This is a genomic window from Pyrobaculum sp., assembly GCF_049971835.1.
GTDB lineage: Archaea > Thermoproteota > Thermoprotei > Thermoproteales > Thermoproteaceae > Pyrobaculum.
In genome coordinates this window covers 1-3746 of record NZ_JBMFKV010000182.1, presented here as the reverse complement: position 1 = coordinate 3746, position 3746 = coordinate 1, and the positions used below count along the sequence as shown (strand labels likewise).

Genomic DNA, 3746 nt, shown 5'->3' with positions numbered 1-3746 from the left:
CCGTGAAGGCGTACGACGCCGAGATTGCGTACAGACTTCTGGCGGAGAGGCTGGGGGACGAGGCCCTGGCCAGGGAGGTGGCGGGGCACCTCCGCAACCCGCAGTTCACCGCCGCGTATAGAGACTTCTTGGAGAGGGGGCTGGCGCCGAAGGGCGAAAGCGTTGTCAGGCGGGTGATGGCGAGGCTCAAGGAGCTCGGCGTGAGGCCGGAGGAGCTCGAAGAGGTGAGGGCCAGGGCGGTGAAGGCGGAGCATGTGCCAGGGGAGGCGCCGAGAGAGGCGCCTTCAATAGTACGCATCCTCCTGTCGAGGAGCCCCGAGGAGGTGTTCAGAGATCTGGACGCCGCGCTGAGGGAGGAGACTTCTATCATCACCCTCTACAGAGTGCCAGAGCCGCTGGCGAAGAAGATAGCCGCGTGGTGGAAGGATCTGTCGAGGGAGGCTAAGATGGAGGTGGCGAAGGCGTACATAGAGGCGAGGGGCTCTGCGTCGAGATTCGTCGAGTGGCTGGTGAAGAGGGGCCTCACAAGGGAGGAGGCGGAGGCCATCAACGCGGTGGCGGAGAGGCTCTTCACACGCGCCGAGAAAAAGCCAGCCGTGACTGAGGAGAAGCTCGGCGAGGCCAAGGAGGCGGCAGTTGTTCTGCCAACGTCTGGCCTCAGGTTCGGGAGGCCGTTTGAGAGGATGGCCAGAGCTGTGGAGGTGGTTGAGGAGGCTCCAGCTGGCGGTCCCCCCCGCCCGCGGATCGCCAAGACGCCAGCCAAGATCCCCGAGGGGGTTTCGGAAAGGCTTGAAGAGTCTGGGAAGGCCATTGCGGAGGCCAGGCCCGCGACTAGGGTGGTGGTCGAGGTTAGGGAGTCCGAGATCTCCGAAAGTGAGCCTGGGATCTTGGTTAGACTTAGAAGAGGCTCTAGAGAGGAGAGGAGGCCGCTACCGCTTGACAAGCCAGCTGTGATCCAGTGGAGAGACGTGTCTGATCTGTACAAGCCAGGCGTCTCTGGGATTAGGGTCCCCATCGTGAGGTGGGGCGTGGCGAGGATCCCGCTGTGGGGCTACTCCTTGGCGCTTCCAGTCGCGTCGCTCTGGCGCGTCTTCGAGGTTGAGCTGAGGGGCGAGAGATACAGGATATACATCCCACAAGCGGAGCTGAAGACTCTTGTGTACGTCGTGGAGACCCCCAGACAGGAGTACTACGTCCAGACGCCGACGGAGATATACAGAGTGGAGACAGTTACAACCACCACTGGCGGCGGCGGGAGGCCCCCAACGGTGGAGGTGCCACGCGCCGAGGTTAGGCCAGTTCATCCCCTGGGCGGCGCGCCGTGGTGGTGGACGCCAATATCGACGTACGCGAGACAGCTCTACGAAATGCTGAGGCAGAGGGAGCTGTTGCGGATATAATTTTTAATTCATAACTTTTTCCATGGGTTTAGCGTGTAAAATTAGGAAGGCGTGGCGTTGGACGGCCTCCGCGCTGTTCGTCTGGATACTCGTCGCAGAGGTGACGGGGTGGGGAGTCTGGGTCGACATTACTGGCGAGGTGTACCACCCCCTCATGGCTGTGCCAGGGCTGTTTACTCTGACAGCGCTCGTAGAGCTCGCGACGAAGGACAGCTGTCCAAAAGAGCCCGGGCTCTTGACTTGAGTCCCACTTTTTTTCTCTTCAGAACTCTGACGTGCCAGCTGGGACGGTCTAACACAGTGGACAAATATGAAAAAATGACTAGCAAAACGGTCTCTCGAGAAAGACAAAGGTAAAGGGAGTGAGTCATGGCTACAGTATGCAACTCCCCTGGCACCCCTTGCCCTCGTAATTGTCCAGGTAGTCGTCAAGGCGCGGCTGGCGCTTGAACTGCTCCCACCACTGCCTCAGCGTAAGCCTCTTGTCTATGAGCGGCGCTGGGTATGAGGGGCCTTTGCGCCTCCCCGCCTGTATGACGTCGTCTATTTTAGCTAACTCTTCTACCACCTCTGGGTAGTGGACCGCCAGGCGGATGAGCGACTTCATTGACATTCCTGCCAAACACATGCACTCGCCAGAGGAGCCCAGCTTCTCCCACACCGGGCTCTTTGGTATGTTGAGCTTCTTCACGAGCTTGGATAGCGTAATAGAATCTGCGTACAACAGCGGAAGCCAGTACCGCACGCAGAGGCCCTCCTCATAACATTTGACGCCGAAGACGCTCCTGTACTCTCTTTCTCTGAAGAGCGACTCTTCACGGCGGATTGCAAAGACGTGGAGCGCCTCCAGCGCCGCGGGAGCGTTGCGCAGAAAGTACACGACCACGTCGCGCTTCAGTCTGTAGTAGCACCATCTGATGTAGTATAAGACCGGCCAGTAGCTGTATTCTGCCGCATATTCAGCAAACGAGCGCTTTGGCATAATCACCTCAAGCCTTGCGTTCAACCACCTGGCGTAAGTCTGTATATATTCATCGACGTCCCTCGGCCGCGGGGTCCGCGTGTAGATGTGGACGAGGCGGAAGTCCCAGCCCCGCGCCTCAGCCACCCTCTTCGCTATGTAACACGCCACAGCGCTGTCCCTCCCGCCGCTGAACCAGCAGACTACGCCGCTGAACTTGCCCAGCCTCATACCCCTTCTGCACACCTCTCTTCTATCTCGTCTACCGCCTCTAGGGTCCACTCCGCGGCTTGTAGCTTAATGAAGTCGAACTCGCCCCTCACCTCTATCCATATGCCCTCAGCCTCTACTTTATACATCCCCTGCCAAACCCACCCGCCGGGCACAGCCCTGCCGCCCTCATCCCTCCCGAGGAGGACGCCCACGGGGTGGGGGTGCCTTGGGCTCATTCTACATATCTTCACAGTGTGGACCTCTGCGTAGAGGTGGCTCATCCCCACTTGCATGTGGGCGGCGTAGAGCTCCCCGAGGTCGCAGTCTATGCATTCAATAATGACGCAGTCCTCATCAACCTCCACCGCCACATCCTCGTGGTGGTGCTCCCGCCTCCATTTGTAGAAGTATCTACACATGCCTAGCTATGTACCTCCTCGCGCCGTATATGAGCACCGCCTCAAGCGGCGTCTGGAGCCACTTGACTACTATCTGCCCCGCCACTATCTCTAAATGAGGCCCAAAGGCGAGGGTTATGAACACCGCTGTGTCCACCACCTGCGCAATAATAGTGGAGGAGTACGCCCTAGCCAGCAGGTGTAGCCTAGGCCACCGCGTCACTATATAGACGTCTATAGTGGAGGATATTAGATACGCCGTGAGGGAGGCTATCGCTATGCGGGCGGAGGGGGCGATTACCGAGTCCACCGCCGCCGCCCTTTCTTGAAACCACGACGGGGCGGGCAGGGTGGAGGCGGCCCACGCGGCGAAGGCCACCGCGGCTTGGAAGAAAAAGCCCATCCTAACAGCCCTAAGCGCGAAAGCCCTGCCGTAGAATATGGCCATGGCGTCTAGCAGAGCGACGTTTGTCATGAATATAACGGTGCCCGCGGTGGCTGTGCCCACTCCGTAGTCTACGAGGCGGTTGGCGATAAACTGAGCCGCGGTGAGAGTCCCGAAGAAAAGCCCCACAAGAACCGAGTCCACCCTCTCCCTCCAAAGGCGGATTAGGAGGAGGTATATGGCGTACAGGGCGAGGCCGTACGCCCACGCCTGTGCTAGGGCGTGCATGCTCAACGCGCAAAGCCCCTCCTTTTAAACAATTAGAAGTAGGCGTCTAGAGCCGCGCTTTTCTTAACCCTCCTCTTGTTTCTGTCCATGCCGCTTAGCAC

General features: G+C 59.3%; 5 protein-coding genes. 2 read left to right on the top strand and 3 right to left on the bottom strand.

Annotation, left to right across the window (positions count from 1 at the left end):
- Positions 1-1400, top strand: a 1400-nt coding sequence (locus ACP5J3_RS11915) for a hypothetical protein (RefSeq protein ID WP_428495890.1), incomplete at its 5' end; no start/stop codon positions are given.
- A 22-nt stretch (positions 1401-1422) separates the two neighbouring features.
- Complete coding sequence (locus ACP5J3_RS11910) at positions 1423-1644, top strand: hypothetical protein (protein ID WP_428495889.1); 222 nt, start codon at positions 1423-1425, stop codon at positions 1642-1644.
- Positions 1645-1773: 129 nt separating this feature from the next.
- On the opposite strand, the gene ACP5J3_RS11905 is transcribed toward ACP5J3_RS11910, so the two are convergent.
- From ACP5J3_RS11905 to ACP5J3_RS11895, 3 genes are read right to left on the bottom strand one after another with little or no spacing between them, the layout of a single operon-like run.
- Positions 1774-2592 carry a hypothetical protein gene (locus ACP5J3_RS11905; protein ID WP_428495888.1) on the bottom strand — a complete coding sequence of 273 codons (819 nt, stop codon included), beginning with the start codon at positions 2590-2592 and terminating at the stop codon, positions 1774-1776.
- A complete protein-coding gene (locus tag ACP5J3_RS11900; RefSeq protein ID WP_428495887.1) occupies positions 2589-2993 on the bottom strand; it encodes a hypothetical protein in 405 nt (134 codons plus the stop codon). Before ACP5J3_RS11900 ends, ACP5J3_RS11905 begins: the two co-directional genes overlap by 4 nt.
- Positions 2986-3645, bottom strand: a complete 660-nt coding sequence (locus ACP5J3_RS11895) for a queuosine precursor transporter (RefSeq protein WP_428495886.1) — start codon at positions 3643-3645, stop codon at positions 2986-2988. Before ACP5J3_RS11895 ends, ACP5J3_RS11900 begins: the two co-directional genes overlap by 8 nt.
- Between the last annotated feature and the right edge of the window lie 101 nt (positions 3646-3746).